This window comes from Streptacidiphilus melanogenes, from assembly GCF_000787835.1.
GTDB lineage: Bacteria > Actinomycetota > Actinomycetes > Streptomycetales > Streptomycetaceae > Streptacidiphilus > Streptacidiphilus melanogenes.
On sequence record NZ_BBPP01000032.1, the window covers coordinates 53,175 to 68,916 of the forward strand.

The 15,742-nt window shown below is 74.1% G+C and carries 20 protein-coding genes; 9 read left to right on the forward strand and 11 right to left on the reverse strand.

Going from position 1 to position 15,742, the window contains the following annotated elements:
- Positions 1 to 1,277, reverse strand: a 1,277-nt coding sequence (locus tag TR49_RS27755) for a sensor histidine kinase (protein WP_063770190.1), incomplete at its 3' end; no start/stop codon positions are given.
- Between the two features lie 153 nt (positions 1,278 to 1,430).
- Here TR49_RS27755 and TR49_RS27760 point away from each other — a divergent pair.
- Together TR49_RS27760 and TR49_RS27765 are read left to right on the forward strand one after the other, a co-directional pair.
- Positions 1,431 to 2,543 (forward strand): phosphatidylinositol-specific phospholipase C domain-containing protein, encoded by a 1,113-nt coding sequence (locus tag TR49_RS27760; protein WP_052434699.1) that lies wholly within the window; start codon positions 1,431 to 1,433, stop codon positions 2,541 to 2,543.
- Between the two features lie 145 nt (positions 2,544 to 2,688).
- Positions 2,689 to 3,249, forward strand: coding sequence for a universal stress protein (locus TR49_RS27765; RefSeq protein ID WP_042386634.1), 561 nt, complete (start codon positions 2,689 to 2,691; stop codon positions 3,247 to 3,249).
- Between the two features lie 204 nt (positions 3,250 to 3,453).
- On the opposite strand, the gene TR49_RS27770 is transcribed toward TR49_RS27765, so the two are convergent.
- Complete coding sequence (locus TR49_RS27770) at positions 3,454 to 4,290, reverse strand: Rv1733c family protein (protein ID WP_052434700.1); 837 nt, start codon at positions 4,288 to 4,290, stop codon at positions 3,454 to 3,456.
- Positions 4,291 to 4,449: 159 nt separating this feature from the next.
- Between TR49_RS27770 and TR49_RS27775 the strand changes: the two genes are divergently transcribed.
- Positions 4,450 to 4,731 carry a hypothetical protein gene (locus TR49_RS27775; protein WP_052434701.1) on the forward strand — a complete coding sequence of 94 codons (282 nt, stop codon included), beginning with the start codon at positions 4,450 to 4,452 and terminating at the stop codon, positions 4,729 to 4,731.
- A 16-nt stretch (positions 4,732 to 4,747) separates the two neighbouring features.
- Here TR49_RS27775 and TR49_RS27780 read toward each other — a convergent pair whose 3' ends face one another.
- From TR49_RS27780 to TR49_RS27805, 6 genes are all read right to left on the reverse strand, one after another.
- Positions 4,748 to 5,383: a hypothetical protein gene (locus TR49_RS27780; RefSeq protein WP_042386596.1), complete on the reverse strand. Its 636-nt coding sequence runs from the start codon at positions 5,381 to 5,383 to the stop codon at positions 4,748 to 4,750.
- Between the two features lie 244 nt (positions 5,384 to 5,627).
- Positions 5,628 to 6,137, reverse strand: a complete 510-nt coding sequence (gene msrA / locus TR49_RS27785) for a peptide-methionine (S)-S-oxide reductase MsrA (protein ID WP_042386597.1) — start codon at positions 6,135 to 6,137, stop codon at positions 5,628 to 5,630.
- A gap of 61 nt (positions 6,138 to 6,198) precedes the next feature.
- Complete coding sequence (locus TR49_RS27790) at positions 6,199 to 7,209, reverse strand: TIGR03617 family F420-dependent LLM class oxidoreductase (RefSeq protein ID WP_042386637.1); 1,011 nt, start codon at positions 7,207 to 7,209, stop codon at positions 6,199 to 6,201.
- A 42-nt stretch (positions 7,210 to 7,251) separates the two neighbouring features.
- The gene (locus TR49_RS45855; RefSeq protein ID WP_042386598.1) at positions 7,252 to 7,689 is read right to left on the reverse strand and encodes an ArsR/SmtB family transcription factor; all 438 of its coding nucleotides are present in this window, start codon (positions 7,687 to 7,689) and stop codon (positions 7,252 to 7,254) included.
- Positions 7,686 to 8,057, reverse strand: a complete 372-nt coding sequence (locus TR49_RS45860) for a hypothetical protein (protein WP_042386638.1) — start codon at positions 8,055 to 8,057, stop codon at positions 7,686 to 7,688. Before TR49_RS45860 ends, TR49_RS45855 begins: the two co-directional genes overlap by 4 nt.
- Positions 8,058 to 8,177: 120 nt before the next feature.
- Positions 8,178 to 8,456, reverse strand: coding sequence for a metal-sensitive transcriptional regulator (locus tag TR49_RS27805; RefSeq protein ID WP_042386599.1), 279 nt, complete (start codon positions 8,454 to 8,456; stop codon positions 8,178 to 8,180).
- A gap of 183 nt (positions 8,457 to 8,639) precedes the next feature.
- On the opposite strand from TR49_RS27805, the gene TR49_RS27810 reads away from it, so the two are divergent.
- Both TR49_RS27810 and TR49_RS27815 read left to right on the forward strand, forming a co-directional pair.
- The gene (locus tag TR49_RS27810; RefSeq protein ID WP_042386600.1) at positions 8,640 to 8,921 is read left to right on the forward strand and encodes a dsRBD fold-containing protein; all 282 of its coding nucleotides are present in this window, start codon (positions 8,640 to 8,642) and stop codon (positions 8,919 to 8,921) included.
- Between the two features lie 495 nt (positions 8,922 to 9,416).
- Entirely contained in the window at positions 9,417 to 9,911 is a 495-nt protein-coding gene (locus TR49_RS27815) for a hypothetical protein (protein WP_201776234.1), read from the forward strand.
- A gap of 55 nt (positions 9,912 to 9,966) precedes the next feature.
- Here TR49_RS27815 and TR49_RS27820 read toward each other — a convergent pair whose 3' ends face one another.
- A complete protein-coding gene (locus TR49_RS27820) occupies positions 9,967 to 10,254 on the reverse strand; it encodes a dsRBD fold-containing protein (RefSeq protein ID WP_042386601.1) in 288 nt (95 codons plus the stop codon).
- A 156-nt stretch (positions 10,255 to 10,410) separates the two neighbouring features.
- Here TR49_RS27820 and TR49_RS27825 point away from each other — a divergent pair, with 156 nt between their 5' ends.
- Positions 10,411 to 10,731 (forward strand): DUF5808 domain-containing protein, encoded by a 321-nt coding sequence (locus TR49_RS27825; RefSeq protein ID WP_042386602.1) that lies wholly within the window; start codon positions 10,411 to 10,413, stop codon positions 10,729 to 10,731.
- 13 nt (positions 10,732 to 10,744) lie between these two features.
- Here the strand turns inward: TR49_RS27825 and TR49_RS27830 are convergent, their stop codons facing one another.
- Positions 10,745 to 10,930 carry a hypothetical protein gene (locus TR49_RS27830; RefSeq protein WP_042386603.1) on the reverse strand — a complete coding sequence of 62 codons (186 nt, stop codon included), beginning with the start codon at positions 10,928 to 10,930 and terminating at the stop codon, positions 10,745 to 10,747.
- Positions 10,931 to 11,071: 141 nt separating this feature from the next.
- Between TR49_RS27830 and TR49_RS27835 the strand changes: the two genes are divergently transcribed.
- A complete protein-coding gene (locus TR49_RS27835; protein ID WP_084725532.1) occupies positions 11,072 to 11,884 on the forward strand; it encodes a glycerophosphodiester phosphodiesterase in 813 nt (270 codons plus the stop codon).
- Positions 11,885 to 12,037: 153 nt separating this feature from the next.
- Here the strand turns inward: TR49_RS27835 and TR49_RS27840 are convergent, their stop codons facing one another.
- Entirely contained in the window at positions 12,038 to 13,156 is a 1,119-nt protein-coding gene (locus TR49_RS27840; protein ID WP_042386604.1) for a site-2 protease family protein, read from the reverse strand.
- A 273-nt stretch (positions 13,157 to 13,429) separates the two neighbouring features.
- On the opposite strand from TR49_RS27840, the gene TR49_RS27845 reads away from it, so the two are divergent.
- Complete coding sequence (locus TR49_RS27845; RefSeq protein WP_042386641.1) at positions 13,430 to 13,897, forward strand: DUF5709 domain-containing protein; 468 nt, start codon at positions 13,430 to 13,432, stop codon at positions 13,895 to 13,897.
- A gap of 116 nt (positions 13,898 to 14,013) precedes the next feature.
- Positions 14,014 to 15,729, forward strand: a complete 1,716-nt coding sequence (locus tag TR49_RS27850; RefSeq protein ID WP_236653562.1) for a sigma-70 family RNA polymerase sigma factor — start codon at positions 14,014 to 14,016, stop codon at positions 15,727 to 15,729.
- The last annotated feature ends 13 nt before the right edge of the window (positions 15,730 to 15,742 follow it).

The window sequence follows — 15,742 nt, forward strand, 5'->3', positions numbered from 1 at the left end:
AGGATGTTCGGCAGGCTCATGCGCGGAGCGGCCGCCGCGGTCGCCGGGACGCGGCCGGGGCGCCCGGCGGCACCGACCGTGCCGAGGGGCAGGTCGACCGCGACGCGGAAGCCGCCGCCCGGGCGCGGGCCCGCGCTGAAGGTGCCGCCGACGGAGGCGGCGCGTTCGCGCATGCCGATCAGGCCGTAGCCGCCGCGCTGCGCGTCGTCGGCGGAGGCCGCGGGCTTGGGGCAGGGGCCTTCGTCGTCGACCTCGATGTGGAGCACGCCGGGACGGTACTCCAGCAGGACCGTCGCGGCCGAGGCCCGGGAGTGCTTGCCGACGTTGGTCAGCGACTCCTGGACCACGCGGTAGGCGGTGAGGTCGACCGCGGCCGGGATCGGGACGGGCTCGCCCTCGGTACGGCAGTCGACCCGCAGGCCGACCCGCTCGATGGAGTCCAGCAGCAGTGTGAGCTGGGCGAGCCCCGGCGCGGGTTCGCGCGGGCTCGCGGTCTCCTCGCCCTCGCCGGTCTGCCGCAGCACGGCGACCGTCGCGCCGAGCTCGCTCAGCGCGGCCCGGCCGGCCTCACGGACCTGGGCCAGGGCGGTGCGCGCGGCGTCGGGCTGGCTGTCCAGCACGGTGGAGGCCACGCCGGCCTGGATGTTGATCAGCGCGATGTGGTGGCCGACGATGTCGTGCAGCTCACGGGCTATCCGCAGCCGTTCCTCGGCGACCCGGCGGCGGGCCTCCTCCTCGCGGGTGTGCTCGGCGCGGCGGGCCCGCTCCTCTATCGCGGCGACGAAGGCCCGGCGGCTGCGCACCGACTCGCCGACGGCGACGGTCATCGCCGTCCAGGCGAAGGCGATGCCGTTGACGCTCTTGTCCCACTTCTCGGGTGAGAGCGCCATGCTGGCGATGCCCACGGAGAGCACGGCGACGCCGCCGATCGCGAGGGCCAGCCTGCGTTCGACGACCGAGGAGACGGTGTAGATGGCCAGGCCGGACCCGGCCAGGATGGGCCCGCGCACGGGCCCGACGAACATGTAGCCGACCGTCGCGGCGACGGTGCAGGCCAGCACCAGGATCGGGTACCGGCGGCGCAGCGCGAGCGGGGCGTAGACCAGCAGGCCCGCGACGAGCAGCACCTCGTCGGGGTCGATGTTGGACCACTGCGTGCTGGGACGGCCTCCGGTCGGCCACAGGACGGTGACCAGGTACAGCACGGCCGCGAGCAGCGCATCGGCCCAGTACGGGTGAGCGCGCGCGAACAGCCGGAGTCGGCGCAGCAGGTCCATGCCCTCAAAGGTAGAGGTTCGGTACGTCAGGGCCGCATTCTTGTCGTGGCCTTCTCAAGTTCACGCAACGTCCCTACCATCCGGTAACCGGAACGACTGCGCACCCATGGAACCCACGCACCGCACGGATCCCAGCGGAAGGGACGGCACGGTATGCGACAGCACATCGGCACCACCAGGCGCGGCACCACACGACGGGGGCTCGCCGTGGCGGCCGCCGTGACCCTGCTGGCGGGCGCGGCGCTCGCCGCCGGCACGGGCACGGCCTCCGCGCAGCCCAGCAGTTCCTCCCCCGCCTTCGACAGCCTGACCGGCGCCTCCCACCCGGACTGGATGAGCGGCCTGCCGGACAGCCTCAGCCTGGGCTCGCTCTCCGTCCCCGGCACCCACGACACGCTCGCCATCCACGGCGGGCTCGCACCGTGGGCCTACGAGGCCCAGGAGGACCACGGCGACGGCGCCGCCACCCTCGACGCCCAACTGAACGCGGGCATCCGCGCCATCGACATCCGGGTGCGGGTGGTCAACAGCGGCACCGCCTTCGCGATCCACCACACCGACGTCTACCAGAACGCCAACTTCGACGACGTGCTCACGCACGCCCAGGCCTTCCTCGCCGCCCACCCCCGCGAGACGATCCTGATGGACCTGCACGGCGAGTGCGACGCCGACACCGCCGAGGGCGGCAGCGGCACCGCGTCGATCGGCCACTGCGCCGACGACCCGGCGTCCACCACGACCGCCGACCGGATCCGGATCTTCCAGAGCTATCTGGCCCGCTACCCCGGCCTGTTCTACGCCCCGAGCGTCACCGGCGCCTCGACCGCCCCGATGCCGCAGCTCGGCCAGGCCCGCGGGCACATCGTGCTCACCACCTTCACCGGCCCCGTCGGCGAGGTCTACCCCGGCTACGGCCTGACCCAGCTGACCGGCGGCAACGCGGGCTCCTACGTCGAGAACGACTGGACCCAGTGCACGACCGGCACCAAGTGGTCCGAGGCGCGCGCGAACATCGCCGCGGCCTCCGCGGACACCAGCGGCGCCATGTTCACCACCTACCTCTCCGCGAACTGCGCCCCGTTCGGCCCCGGCCCGGCCGACGTCGCCGGCGGCACCTGGTTCACCACCGGCGTCGACCAGCTGGCGCTGAACGACCTGACCGGCAGCGGCGGCGCGCAGCTGACGCACACCGGGGTGGTGCTGATGGACTACCCCGGCTACGCCCTGATCGCGGCGCTGCTGAACCGGGACGGCATCGCCGGCTGAGGCGCCAAGCGCGCGTCAGATCTGGACCCCCGCACATTCTGAGGACGTCAAAACCGCTCCCGGCGACGCCCTCGATGCGGTGGAATGGCGGACCGGCCGGACCGCACCCCGGCCGGTCCCTACCTTCGAGGAGCAGGTGCCCGTCATGCCGGACGCGCGACGCGTCGTCGTGGGAGTCAGCGGAACGCCCAGCAGCCTGCAGGCGCTGCGCGTCGGCCTTGCCGAGGCGCAGCGCGGGGGCGTTCCGCTGCTCGCCGTGCTGGCCTGGCTGCCCGTCGCCGTCCAGGGCGGCCACCGGCACGTGCCGTGCCCGCCGCCGCTCAGGGAGTGGGAGCACGAGGCGGAGTGGCGGCTGCGCAACGCCTTCGACGAGGCGTTCGGCGGCGTGCCGAGCGGCGTGCCCGTCGAACTCCTGCTGATCCGCGGTCCGGCGGGGGCCGCGCTGGTGAACGCCGCCGACCGGGAGGACGACCTGCTGGTCCTCGGCTCGGGCCCGCGCGAGTGGCCCGCGCGTCTGCTCCACGGCGCGACCACCCGGTACTGCGTCTCCCGCGCCGGATGCCGCGTGCTCACCGTCCCGCCCCCGGCACTGCTGCGCCAACTCCCGCGCCGCCTCCGGCATCGCCTCCCGACGCCGCCCGAACTGCCCCCCTCCACGTCCCTCGCGGCGGCGGACGGCCGCGACGAGCCGCAGTCGCTCCCCTGAGCGCGGCCGACCGGGCCCAGGGCTTCTCCTGTGGATCAGGTCGGATCAGTGCGCGGCGTTGGAGTGCGTGCATCGCAAGGCGGAGGAGGGCGTCCATGCGGTCCACAGGCAACCGACGACAACGCAGCGTGGGGGCACCTCACGGCCGAAGGCTGGGGGGCGTGCCCCAACGCCGCGCGCCCGACATGATCCACAAGAGAGGCCCTAGCGTCCGCCGACGTCCTCGTTGCGGCGGCCTGACCAGTACGGCTCGACCCGGGCCCAGTCCTTCGCCCAGGCCCGCGCCGCCCGCCGGTCGAGGCGGACGCGCAGCGCCCAGCATCCGCAGACGGCCAGCAACTCGGCACCGACGAAGGCCGTCAGGCCCACCAGCACGGCGAAGACGGCTTGGTCGGCCCCCGAGGCGGGCCGCGCCGACGGGCGGCCGGCGTCGTCGACCCAGACGATGACGCGGCTGCCGGCCGCCTGGTGACGGAAGACCACCACCCCTCCGGTGTGCGGCGAACCAGCCGGATACTGCCACCGCGCGGGCACGCTCACCATGGCCACGGCCTCGTCGCGCGGCGTGTGCCGGGTGACGGAGCGGTCCATCCCGCTGACGAGCGTGGTCGCGGTGACCGCATGGGTGTGCCGCGTGGCCTCGCTCGCGATGGCGGCGCCGTGCGCGGCGACGGCGATCCCGACCGCGAGACCGAGCCCCAGAGCCGTCGCCGCCAGGCGCGACCTGCTGCGCTGCAGGCGCGCGCGCCGCCGATCGTCTGGCCGGAACAGGGGGTTGGCCTCGGCGACGGCCCGGGCGGCCTCGCTCCGCCAGGTGGCCGCTCGCTCCAGCGGCCCCGAGAGCAGGCGGCCGAGCAAGGTGAACGCACACAGGAGTGCGAGCGCGCGCAGGTCCGCCTCCGTCCGCCACCCCAGTGCGCCGTCCCCTGGGACGGCGAGCCCGTCGTAGCAACCCCAGCAGACCACCGCGACCAACGGCAGCACCACCCAGGGCGCGAACGCGCCGCACAACGCGGCGACGGCCGCGAAGACCCCCAACATAACGGCAGGGTAACCCGGTCCCGAGGGGCGTGTCCGATGCTTCTCGGCCGTGTGAGGCGTGTCGCAGGACTACACTTCGCATACTTGCGCACATGAGCAAGTGGCTTGAATCGACAGGAAGCTGAGTCGGGGTTCGACGAACGGGGACGGAGCGGCGGCGTGAAGCAGGCGCGGGGTGCGCAGATGCGGCTGACAGCGGTGGTCAGCGAGATCGAGGGCCTCTACACCGCATGGCTCCGCGCCCGCGGCCCGGCGCGCCGACGCCGCCTCCTTCTCGAACTCGCCTCCGCAGCCACGAAGTTGGCCACGGAGGCGACCCGGGCGACGACGCCGATGCCGTACCCGCACCCACTGCCCCGCACCCGCCGCACCCGCCGCGCCCTCGCCGCCCAGCGCGGCGCGGACTGGCTCACCGAGCGCTTCTCGGACGCGGAGCCGTAGGAGCCGTTCGAGGGCCCTAGCTGCGGATGAGGGCCACGATGTCCTTGCGGCCCGAGGCGGCGATCAGCGCCGCGTCGATGTCGGCGGAGGCTGCGGCGATGCTGACGCGCGCCGCGGCCACAGCCGCGACCACGGGGTTGCCCGCGCCTCCCGTCTCGCGGCTCTTGGCGTAGAGCTTCTTCGGGTCCAGGTAGTCGTACGTGTCGCCGCGCTCGCGGCGGGTCGCGATCGCCTCCTCGACGCGGCGCACGTCGCGGGCGGCGATGTAGTCGTCCTGGGAGACCTTGGCCCACACCTCCTTGCCGCCGGTGACGAAGAAGTGGTTCGGCGCCGCGCCGGGCACCAGACCGCTGTTGTCGACCAGGTAGGTGCGACCGGAGCGCACGGTGATGGTCTTCCCGAAGAGGGCCTCCCAGCTGCCGCTCGCCTTCTTGAGCAGCGTCTCGATCGCGTCGCCGACCTCGACCGCCTCGGCGGTGATGGTGGCGTCGTCCACGCCGGCGTACAGCAGGCTGTTGATCTCCCCGGCCGTCGCCGCACCGGCGCAGTACCGGTACGAATGGCGCTGGAGGCTCATGTCCAGGCGCAGCGCCGGGGTGGCGGTGGCGATGGAGACGGCGACGACGTTTCCGTTGATCGCAGCAGTGGCCATGGCAGGTCCCCCTCACGGGTCGGCACGCCGGTCCCCCGCTGGAACCGGCGGCGTCGGCTTCACGGCGTGCCCACTATGCCAACATCCGGCGACCGCGAGAATCCCCCAACTGACGGCCAACTCCCTTTCATAGCAACGTAGTTAACGCCACGCCACAGGAGCGCTCACACGCCCCGGCCCGGTCCGCCGAGGGGCGGACCGGGCCGGGTGATGCCGCGTGCTGCCGGGTGATGCCCGGTCCTGCTCAGCCGTTGCGGCGGGGCAGCTTCCAGTTCGGGCGGGGGAAGTGGCAGGTGTACCCGTTCGGGTAGCGCTCCAGGTAGTCCTGGTGCTCCGGCTCGGCCTCCCAGAAGGGGCCCGCCGGGGAGACCTCGGTGACGACCTTGCCGGGCCACAGGCCGGAGGCGTCGACGTCGGCGATGGTGTCCTCGGCGACGCGCTTCTGCTCGTCGTCGAGGTAGAAGATCGCCGAGCGGTAGCTCGCGCCGATGTCGTTGCCCTGCCGGTTGCGGGTCGTCGGGTCGTGGATCTGGAAGAAGAACTCCAGAATCGCGCGGTAGTCCGTCACCGTCGGGTCGAACTCGATCTCGATCGACTCCGCGTGCGTCCCGTGGTTGCGGTAGGTCGCATTCGGGACGTCGCCGCCGGAGTAGCCGACCCGCGTCGTGAGCACGCCCGGCTGGCGCCGGATCAGCTGCTGCATCCCCCAGAAGCAACCACCCGCCAGCACGGCCTTCTGCGTCTGCGTGGCCACGGGGCACCCTCCTTCTCATCCGGTTCTACTGCCAACACGCCCAACGTCCGAGGTCGCGCGGTCATTCCTGCCCGCGCAGCAGGCCCGCCACCGCACCGGTGAGGGCGGCGTCCACGGGATACGGCGTGTAGAGGGAGACGCGGTCCACCGCGCCGCCGAACCGGGCGGTCAGCGCGGCCGCAACCTCCGCGGGGGTCCCGCCGACGGCGAAGGCGGTCAGGACGTCGTCGGGGATCTGCGAGGCCATCTCCTCCCACGCGCCGCGCCGCGACAGCAGGTGCAGGCGGTCGGCCAGCTCGCCCCAGCCGTGCTGGTCGAGGACCGGACGGTAGGCCGGCGTCGAGGCGTAGAAGGCGATCTGCCCGCGAACCGCGCGCTCCGCGTCCGCCCGAGCGATTTCGTCCGCGCCGAGGACGGCCATGGGCTGCAGGCAGACGGTGAAGTCGTCCAGTGCGCCCCCGCGCGCGGCGCGCAGCGCGGGGAGGGTGCGCTCGTGCAGGTAGGCGGGGGTGGTGAAGGCGTGGCAGAGCAGGCCGTCGGCGACCCTTCCGGCCACCTCGGTCATCCGCTCACCGACGGCGGCGAGCAGGATCGGCGGGGTGCCGTGCGGATTGGGGCCGGGGTCGAAGAACTCGGTCATCAGCGTGTGCCGGTAGAACTCGCCCTTGAAGAAGAGCCGGCCCTCCCCCGCCCAGGCGGCCCAGATGGCCCGCACGGCGCGGACGAACTCCTCCATCCGCGCCGCGGGCCTGCTCCACGGCATCGCGAAGCGCCGTTCGATGTGCGCCTGCACCTGGGAGCCGAGGCCGAGCTGGAACCGGCCCCCGGAGATGAGCTGCACGTCGTTGGCGAGGGTGGCCACCGTCATCGGATTGCGCGCGAACGCGACGGCGATGGCGGAGCGCAGCGCGATCCGCTCGGTTGCGCGCGCCGCCAGCGCAAGCGAGGTGAAGGCGTCGTGCCTGGTCTCGGAGACGGCGAAGCCGTCGTATCCGGCCGCCTCCGCGGCCACCGCCGCGGCCTCCGCCCCGAGCGGTGAGGAGGAGACGTCGGCCGCGTCGTCGATCTTCATGGTCACCCGCTCATCCTCGCAGGCTGCGGCGGGCGGTCCGACTCACCCGGGCGACCCGCAGGCCGCTCCCGCGGTCGCGCGGCGCTCGTCCCCCTCCTCCCCCTCGTCCGTCTCGTCGGCTTCACCCACGACGTCCGCCTCGTCCGCACGCAGTTCGTCGAGGAGCCGCTGCTGTTTCTCCAGCAGTTCGGCGAGGATCCGCCGCGCGACACGGAGCAGGTCCGCGACGTCGGGCCCGGTCAGCGCGTAGACGACGGCCGGGCCCTCCCGGTGGGAGGTGACCACGCCCGCCCGCCGGAGCACGCCCAGCTGCTGGGAGAGGTAGGCCGGCTCGACGCCGATGTCGTCGAGCAGGGCCCGCACGCTCGTCGGCCCGATGCTGAGCAGCTCCAGCGCGCGGATCCGCACCGGATGCCCGAGCAGCCGGAAGAACTCGGCCTTGCGCTGGTAGAGCGGGGGCGCGGCCGTCTGCGGGCTCACAGGTCGAGCTCGCCCTCGATCAGCTGCAGCCGGCGCCTGGCCATGGCCAGGTTGGCGCGCTTCCGGTCGAGGATCAGGACCAGGAAGAGACCCGCGCCGTTCGCGGCGGTGAGCGGCCGGATCAGGTGGTACTGACGGGTCAGGGTGATCAGGATGTCCTCGATCGCGCCGCCGACGCCGAGCATCTCCATGGTGCGCAGCTTGGCGCGCACCAGATCGGTGTGCCCGGCGGCGGCGACCGCCGGGTCCAGCTCGGCCGTGCCGCCGATGACGCCGAGACTCATGCCGCTGGCCAGGTCGACGAGGGCGGCGCCGAGTGCGCCCTCGATGGTCATGGATTCCTTGAGTGCGATGTCCGTGTTCGCCATGACCATGGACGCTAAGCGTGAGCGCTCCGTCGCACATGGTGAATTGCCGAAGTATGCAATTGGCGCGGGCGCGCACGGTACAGTGCGCGCCCGCGCCGGGTCTCCGGCTGGACGGCCGGGCTACGCGAGGGTCAGGAAGAGCTTCTCCAGCTCGGCCTCGGTCATCGGCGCGGCATCGACCGGGCCGTCCCCGTCGGCGGCGGCCAGGCACTGCCGCATGCCACTCGCAACGATCTTGAACCCCGCCCGGTCCAGGGCCCGCGACACGGCCGCGAGCTGGGTGACGACGTCCTTGCAGTCCCGCCCCGCCTCGATCATGGCGATCACGCCGGCCAGCTGACCCTGGGCCCGGCGGAGCCGGTTCAGCACGGCGCCCTGCGCGTCCTCGTCCACCTTCATGGCGTCATCGACCTCCTTGCTCGTCGTCTTCCGCCATCGTACCCCAGGGGGTATCCGGGACGTCTCTGTGCGAGCGGCCCGAAGCTGAGTACCGTGGGAGTGTCCGCGCGAAGCAGCGACGCGTCGTTGTGCGGCACGGGGGGCGTGACGCGCGGACGGCGACCACGAGATCGGGACACCGCCATGACATCGCCGACCATCCCCGCACCGCTTCGCACCAAGCGCTGGACACTGAGCGTCGACCTCTTCGAGGAAGGCGACGACACCCGGGCCCACGCCGTTCTGGAGACCCCGGAACGCACCCTCGAGGGCAACGGCTCCTCCCACCGCAACCCGCACGACGTCGAGATCGCGGACATCGGCGACGAGTACGCCGCAGGCCGCGCCCTGATCGAGCTCGGCCGCCAACTCCTGCGCGCGGGCGCGGTCGACGCCGCCGCGGAGGAGGACGGCCGGTTCGGCTGAACCCGCGCTGCGCGCTGCGGCGGGCCCGTCGCGCGGGTCGGTCAGGCCGACCGCGCCAGGCGCGGCTCCGCCACGGGCCCGGCCCGGTCCGCACGACGGACCCCGGGCGCCCCGAGGGCGGGAGGGACCATGAGGGAGGCCACGATGCGCAGCGGCCGGGCGCGAACCGACAGGACCGGCAGGACCGACAGGACCGGCCGAGCGGCGGGGCGTACCGGCGCGACCGGGACCGCCGGGAGCCTCGCGGCGGTCGGGGCCGCCAGGGCTGCGGGGCCTGCGGGCACTGTGAGAACTGCCGGGACTGCGGGGCCGGCCGCGGCCACCGAGGCGGCCGGGTACGCCGGGCGCTTCGGAGGCACGAAGCGTGCGAGGGCGGCCAGGAGGCTGCTGGGCGCCGGGGCCGTTGCGGCCCTGGCCGGAGCCGCCGCGTATCCGTGGCTCTGGCGGTACGCGTGCCTGACCTGGGGTGCAAGCGCGGTGGAGGTCTGCCGGGCGATGCCCGGCGACGAGCTGCTGCCCGCCGCACCGCTCGTCTCCACCCGCGCGGTCACCGTCGACGCCCCACCCGCGGCGGTCTGGCCGTGGCTGGTGGAGCTGGGCCCAGGGCACGGCGGCGCCTACACCTACGACTGGGTCGCGACCGTCTTCGGTCTGGAACGCCGCACGCCGGGCGGCGGCGCGGCCGCCCGCCCTGAGCTCAAGCCGGGCGACCTGCTGCCGCTGAGCCGCCGCGGCCCGGTCCTGGAGGTCGTCGAGGTCGACGTGGACCGCGGCCTGGTGCTGCGGTCCCAGGACGGCCAGTGGGTCTGGTCCTTCGGCCTCCGCCCGCGCGGCCGGAGCACCCGACTGGTCAGCCGCAACCGGATCGAGCAGGCGGGCGACACGCCCCTCTCCCGGCTCGTCTCCCGCTACGTGCTGGAACCGGCCGGTCTGGTGATGGAGCGCAAGATGCTGCTCGCCATCAGGACGCGTGCCGAGGCGGCGACCTGAGTCCCACCTGAGTCCAGCGATCCGGAGTTCGGATCCGGGTTCAGAGATCCGGGGTTCAGAGATCCGGGAGGACGGTGTTCGCCCGGGTGTCGGCCTGCCCGGCACGCAGCAACTGGTAGCCGAGGTCGATCAGCGCGCGCCCGGCGGCGAACTCGTCCCCGATCTGCGGCATCGGCCGGTCCACGGGGTCGCGCAGGGACGCGGAGTGCGCCTGCAGGCTGGTGTCCCCGCAGTCCAGCACCGCGTGCGCGCTGGTGACGTCACCGTCCTCGAACAGGTCCACGCGGACCCTCCAGGTCTTGGTGTGCACGCCGCTGGAGGCGGGGCCGCCGCTGTCGTCCATGATGGTCTCCTTCCGCCGGTCGACCCTCCCCCGACACGGGATACCAGCCTGCTTCCAGTGCGCCACGCTCCCACGCCGCAGGGGAAGCCCCCGGAGCGTGAACACCACGTACCGGCACGCCTGGGGCGCCCCGCCCCGGCGGACTAGCATCGTCGTATGACCACCCGTCAAGGCAGGCGTCGGGACAGGCGCCGGCGCAGCAGGACAGTGGACCGGGTCGCTCTCGCTGCCGCGATCGGCGTCACGGCCGCCGCCGTGGCCAAGGAGCTGCGCCGGCCCGTCGAGGAGCGCACCTGGCAGGGGCGGATCGCCGGACTGCCGTACGACTTCCGGCCGCCCACTCTCGCCCGTGTTCGCGCGGAGTACTGGGACCCGGAGAACGACGCCCTGTTCACCCCGCACGCCTTCGGGGTCGGCTACGGCGTCAACCTGGCCCGCCTGGCGCGCCTGGTCCGTCCGCTGCCGCCCGGGGAATGACCGTCGCGGTCCGCTACGCCTCGGGCTTCCGCTGCTGCGTGCCGTCGTCGAGCCGGCGCAGGCCGATGAGCACCCCGAGGAGCCCGGCCTGCTCCGGGCTGAGGCGGCCGACCGCGTCCAGCATCGACAGCGGAGCGGCAGGCTCCGCGTCAGCGGGCGACGCGGACCCCGAGAGTTCCTCGGGACGATCCGGCTCCATCCAACGTCTCCTTCTCTCGTCAGCTGATCGCACCTTTGCCCCCGGTCGAGGCAGCATGACAGATCATGCACCGTTCAGCGTCAGCGGGTGGGTAACCTGGCCCGACGCCCGACCGGGGACGAGAGGACAGGGTGCGCGCCCATGCAGGCCGAGGACGAGACGGAACTGCTGCGCGCCCGACCGCGCGCCGGGCGGCCCTCGGAGGGCCGCCCCTGCGACCCCCGGCGCGTCGCCGTCGTCGCGCACCGGGGCGCGCCGCTGGTCGCCCGCGAGAACACCCTCCCCTCGCTGCGCGCGGCGCTGGCGCTGGGCGCCGACTGGGTCGAGATCGACGTCCGGCTCACCCGCTGCGGCACACCCGTCCTGCTCCACGACGCGACGCTGGACCGCCTGTGGGGCGTGCCCCGCGCCCTCGCCGACCTGGACGTGACCGAGGTGGGCGCGCTGACCGGTCCGGCCGGTGAGCGGATCCCGACCCTGCGCGAGGCCCTCGCGGTGTGCGCCGAGGCGGGAGTCACCGTCATGGTCGACGTCCCCGCCCCGGACGGCGGCGAGGCGTCGCTCGCCCTGGTCGGCGAGCTCGGGCTGCTGGGCGTGTGCGTCTTCGCCGGCGACCTGACCGCGCTGGCGCGGATCCGCGCCGCGTCGTCCGAGGCGCGGATCGCGCTGAGCTGGGAGTCCTTCCTGCCGCCGGGCGCGGACCTGCTGGCCCGCATCCGGCCGCAGTACCTGAACACGGAGCACCACCGGCTGACGCGCCCGTTGGTGGCCTGGGCCCGGCGCCGCGGGCTGGCGGTGAGCACCTGGACGGTGGACCGCCCGGCCCGGATGACCCGCCTGGCCCGTCTGGGCGCGGACGTGATCATCACCAACGACCCGCAGCTCGCCCTGTCCGCGCTCACCCCCTCGGGCGGCACGGACGACGGCGCCGGTCGCGCTGTCAGGTCCTCGTGAGCGCCTGGTACTCACCCGTCGGCGTGCCGGTCGGCGCGGCCGCGCCCTGGGGCTTCCGGACGCACCAGGCGCCGTGGTGGCCACCGTCCTGGCTCCGCCGAAGCTGACGACCCCGCAGCCGGAGAGCAGGGCCACGGCGGCGGCAGATCCGCGCTATCGCCGGACGTAGCGGCGGTCCTGCATCAGGAGCGCGAGGTCGGTGAGCGCGAGGACGCCGACCAGCCGGCCGTCCTCCAGCACCAGCAGCGGCGGGTTGCCCAGTGCCGCGTCCAGCGCGGGGCCGGGGAGTTCGGCCTCGGGCCCGGCGGTCGCGCACCGCCCCAGCGGGAGGAAGACGTCGCGCACCCGCGTCCCGCCCCGGAGCCGCTCCGGGACGGCGAGCAGCGTGCGCAGCCGCACCACTCCGCTCGGACGCCCGTCGAGGTCGACGACCGCGACCGCGCCGGCGGCGCGCCAGAGCCCGCTGTCCGCGAGGCAGCGCGCCACCGTGGTCCAGTCGGGCACGACCAGCGGCGGCGCGGTCATCAGCTCCCCCACCGTGCGGCCGCGCACGGCCAGCCCGATCTTGGCGTGCTGGATCTCGGCTGCGGCGGCGACCGCCAGGAAGCCTCCGACGACCAGCAGCCACAGCCCCACGCCCTGGCCGCGGATCAGCGCGGCCCAGCCTCCGGCCAGCATCAGCACGGCGAGCGCCTGCCCGCAGCGTCCCGCCTGGCGCTCGGCGCGCTCACGGTCGCCCGCACGCCACCACAGCGCCGCCTGCAGCACCCGCCCGCCGTCCAGCGGCGCAGCGGGCAGCAGGTTGAAGACCGCGACCAGCAGGTTGATCACGCCGGACCAGAGCAGCAGCGCGGCCGGCACGTCCCAGCGCAGCCCCCGCAGCGCCACGAACCCGAGCCCGATACCCACCCCGGCGAGCGCGAGGCTGGTCAGCGGCCCTGCCAGCGCGACCCACAACTCGCGGGCGGGGGCGGTCAGCCGCCCGATCCGGGTCACACCGCCGAGGGCCCAGAGCGTCATCGAGTCCACGTCGGTGCCCGCCCGCCGGGCGACGAGCGCGTGCGCGAGCTCGTGCGCCATGAGGCTGGCGACCAGCAGCAGCGCGCCGAGCAGACCCGCACCGAGGTAGAACCCGTTTCCGCGTCCCGGCAGCCATGCGGGCAGCGTCTGGCCGCCCAGCCCGAAGGCCAGCAGGGCGACGAGCAGTGGCGCGCTCCAGTGCACCCGCACGGGTATCCCGAACAGGCGCCCGAATGCTGCGGAACCCCTCATCGCGCCGGCCTCCTCGCCCTACGGACAGTCTTCCCGCTCCGCCGGGGCCCACCGCCTCGACGGCGTGAGGAACTGATGAATTACGCCCCCGCAAGGGGCTCCGACCCGCGTCCATGGCCGGTTTCGTACCCGTGAGGGCGCGGTCCGGTGTCCCGCAGAGCATGAAAGGGCGGCTGGTGGGACTATCGAAACAGCCTCCGTCAGCGCCGCAGGCACTTCGCGGCCCCGCCGAGAGGTCCGTGCCGGAAGGCCGGGCCGGAAGGGATGCGTACCGTGTCGAACGACGAGTTGATGGGGGACGACGTCTACCAGCCCAGCGGTGACGGCGACGTCCAGGACGACATCTCCCCGTTGGAGCCCGAGGACACCCTCGACGACCGGGGACTGGAGGACGTGCTCGACGAGGGCTACGCCCCACCGGAACGGCCGCTGGCCGTCGGCCGGTACGGGAACACCGCCGCCGAGCAGCGCGACCGCGAGACGCTGACGCAGCGCCTCGCCGCCGAGAACCCGGACGTGTGCGCACCGGACGGCGACGGCATCGGCGACTGCGTGGACACCGACGGCGAGCCGGTGGACCCGGAGGCGGGCGAGACCCGCTCCGGGCGGCTGGTGGAGAGCCTCGACGCGCGCAGCCACCTGATCGCCGCCGACGCGGGCATCGCGGGCGGTGCGGCGACGGCCGAGGAGGCCGCCATGCACACCACGGACGACCCGGAGGCAGTCCTCGGCGGCTGGTGATCCGGCCCGCGGGCGGCGCGGCTCGGCCGTTGCTCGGCGAATTCCAGCCGACCGACCGATTTCTGTGACCCCCGTACCTTCCGTAGGGTCTCCACTCACGTACGGATGGAACCGACGTGGGCGAGGAGCACGGGATGGCGGGCTGGTCGGTGGAGGCGGGACTGGTCGCGGCGGCGCGCAGCGGGCAGCAGGAGGCCGTGGACGATCTGGTCGGACAGAGCCTGCCGCTCGTCTACAACATCGTCGGGCGCGCCCTGTCCGGACGCGTGGACGTCGACGACGTCGTCCAGGAGACGATGCTGCGGGTGCTGCGCGGCCTGCCTGACCTGCGTGACGACTCCGCGTACCGGTCGTGGCTGGCGGCGGTCACCATGAACCAGATACGCCGGCACATGCAGTCCCGCGCGAACGCGACGCAGGGCGGCCACGACCGCGCGCTGGACGAGCTCGCGGCCGTCGCCGACCCGGGTGCGGATTTCGAGGACCTCACCCTGACCGAGCTGGGCCTGTCCGGGCAGCGACGGGAGACCGTCGAGGCGACGCGCTGGCTGGACCAGGACGACCGTGAGCTGCTCTCGCTGTGGTGGCTGGTCACCACGGGCCATCTCACCCGCACGGAGCTGGCGGGCGCGCTGGGCCTGGAGGCGCACCACGTGACGGTGCGGGTCAGCCGGATGAAGGCGCAGCTGGACGTCGCCCGCGGGGTCGTCCGGGCGCTCACCGCACAGCCGCGCTGCCCGGAGCTGGCCCGCACGGTGCACCTGTGGGACGGCAGGCCGAGCGCGCTGTGGCGCAAGCGCCTGGCGCGCCATCTGCGGGAGTGCGAGCACTGCGGCGCGCTCGGTGCGGACCTCGTGCCGCCGGAGCGGCTGCTGGTGAACCTCGCCCTGGTCCCCCTGCCGGCCGGCTACGTCGCCTGGCTGCTGACCCGGCTCGGCGGGGGCGGCTTCCACGCGGCGGCCACGGCGGCCGCGTACCCGTGGCACCCGCAGCCGCTCCAGCACGTCCCGCACCCGGCCGAAGCGCCGACGGCGCACATCCCGGCGCAGCGCACCTCCTCCGGGCCGATCTCGCACCGGCTGCCCCGGCGTCGGCTCGGTCCGTTCTCCGGCAAGCCGCTGCTCGCGGCGGCGGCCGCGACGGTGACGGTCACGGCGGCGGTCGGCGCGGGTGCCGTGCTGTTCGGGCACACCGGGTCGAGCACCCAGCGGCCCGGGCTCACCTCGGCGGTCGCCGCCGAGGGCACCACCGCGTCCGTGGCCTCGCCGAGCCCCGACCCGACCCCGACGCCCACCCCGACGCCGAGCGCCCGCCCGTCCGCGACCCACTCCGCGTCGCCGACCCCGAAGCCCTCCCCGAAGCCCACGCACAGCGCGGCGCCGACTCCCACGCCGCCGCCGTCCGCCGACGAGGCGGCGGTGCAGCAGGTTCTGGCCGTCATCAACCAGGCACGCGCCGGGCAGGGGCTCTCGCCGCTGACGCTGACCTCCGGCCTGGACTCCAGTTCCGGCGCCCACAACCGGGTGATGGCCGGGGGCTGCGGCCTCTCCCACGACTGCCCCGGCGAGCCGGCGCTCGGCGCCCGGGAGACCGACGCGGGCGTCCAGTGGTCCAACGCGGGCGAGAACATCGGCACGGGCGGCACCGTCCCGGACGACACCTCCGGCATCGCGGGCATGGCCGTCGGCCTCACCCGCTCGATGCTGGCGGAGCAGCCGCCCAACGACGGGCACCGGAAGAACATCCTGAGCCCCGACTTCCACCACATCGGCATCGCGGTGATGCGCGACAGCTCCGGCAACGTCTGGATGACGCAGGACTTCTCCAACTGACGGCCCGGGTGCG

What these genes read in the sequence shown, in the direction of transcription:
- TR49_RS27790 (WP_042386637.1), bottom strand. Translation starts at nt 7,209, where the DNA reads ATGAAGATCGACGACGCGGCCGACGTCTCCTCCTCACCGCTCGGGGCG.
- TR49_RS27780 (WP_042386596.1), bottom strand. Translation starts at nt 5,383, where the DNA reads ATGGCCACTGCTGCGATCAACGGAAACGTCGTCGCCGTCTCCATCGCC.
- TR49_RS27770 (WP_052434700.1), bottom strand. Translation starts at nt 4,290, where the DNA reads ATGTTGGGGGTCTTCGCGGCCGTCGCCGCGTTGTGCGGCGCGTTCGCG.
- TR49_RS27805 (WP_042386599.1), bottom strand. Translation starts at nt 8,456, where the DNA reads ATGAAGGTGGACGAGGACGCGCAGGGCGCCGTGCTGAACCGGCTCCGC.
- TR49_RS27765 (WP_042386634.1), top strand. Translation starts at nt 2,689, where the DNA reads ATGCCGGACGCGCGACGCGTCGTCGTGGGAGTCAGCGGAACGCCCAGC.
- TR49_RS27840 (WP_042386604.1), bottom strand. Translation starts at nt 13,156, where the DNA reads ATGAGGGGTTCCGCAGCATTCGGGCGCCTGTTCGGGATACCCGTGCGG.
- TR49_RS27825 (WP_042386602.1), top strand. Translation starts at nt 10,411, where the DNA reads ATGACCACCCGTCAAGGCAGGCGTCGGGACAGGCGCCGGCGCAGCAGG.
- TR49_RS27810 (WP_042386600.1), top strand. Translation starts at nt 8,640, where the DNA reads ATGACATCGCCGACCATCCCCGCACCGCTTCGCACCAAGCGCTGGACA.
- TR49_RS27830 (WP_042386603.1), bottom strand. Translation starts at nt 10,930, where the DNA reads ATGGAGCCGGATCGTCCCGAGGAACTCTCGGGGTCCGCGTCGCCCGCT.
- TR49_RS27835 (WP_084725532.1), top strand. Translation starts at nt 11,072, where the DNA reads ATGCAGGCCGAGGACGAGACGGAACTGCTGCGCGCCCGACCGCGCGCC.
- TR49_RS27815 (WP_201776234.1), top strand. Translation starts at nt 9,417, where the DNA reads ATGCCCGGCGACGAGCTGCTGCCCGCCGCACCGCTCGTCTCCACCCGC.
- TR49_RS27760 (WP_052434699.1), top strand. Translation starts at nt 1,431, where the DNA reads ATGCGACAGCACATCGGCACCACCAGGCGCGGCACCACACGACGGGGG.
- TR49_RS45860 (WP_042386638.1), bottom strand. Translation starts at nt 8,057, where the DNA reads ATGGCGAACACGGACATCGCACTCAAGGAATCCATGACCATCGAGGGC.
- TR49_RS27820 (WP_042386601.1), bottom strand. Translation starts at nt 10,254, where the DNA reads ATGGACGACAGCGGCGGCCCCGCCTCCAGCGGCGTGCACACCAAGACC.